Here is a 526-nt window from a genome sequence, read left to right as displayed (position 1 = left end):
GCTACACCTTCAAATATGCAACCATGGATGCTGGATATGATTTTGAATCGATCTACCAACAAGTTCGCCAAGCAAAAGCCCATGCCATCATCGCCTACAACCGACGACGTGAACCGGAAATGGTAGGGTTTGATGAGCACTTTGCTCCTACATGTGTGCGAGAGCATCCCTACCGCTATGACAGCTATGATCCCAAGTATGAAACGCTCAAATATGTGCGACCAAAGGAATGCGAAAGTTGTCCATTAGCCCATGATTCACTTTGCCAGAAGGTCTACAAAATGAAAATAACAACAGATCTTCGCAAGTACACCGCTCCAGCCCGTGGGACAAAGTCTTGGAAAGAGATGTTCAAGAAGCGTTCTGCAGTGGAGCGAGTGAATGCCTACTTAAAAGAGTATTTTCAACTCAATAATGTGCGGCACCGCTCAGGACAGAAAGCAAGGACTCACCTAAACCTAGCTGTATTGGTGTACAATAGCACAAAATTAGCTTGTGATCGCATAAACCGTCAGTTGCAGCTTGA

The 526-nt window shown here is 45.4% G+C and carries 1 protein-coding gene; it reads left to right on the top strand.

Going from position 1 to position 526, the window contains the following annotated elements; translation table 11 throughout:
• The coding region (locus tag ACFPXP_RS07910; RefSeq protein WP_379893702.1) for a transposase at positions 1–526 on the top strand (526 nt) is incomplete at both ends.

The sequence above is a fragment of the Marinicrinis lubricantis genome (genome assembly GCF_042658665.1).
GTDB classification, from domain to species: Bacteria; Bacillota; Bacilli; order Paenibacillales; family KCTC-33676; genus Marinicrinis; species Marinicrinis lubricantis.
The sequence above is the reverse complement of the archived record's forward strand: the minus strand, read 5'-3'. Positions and strand labels throughout refer to the sequence as shown.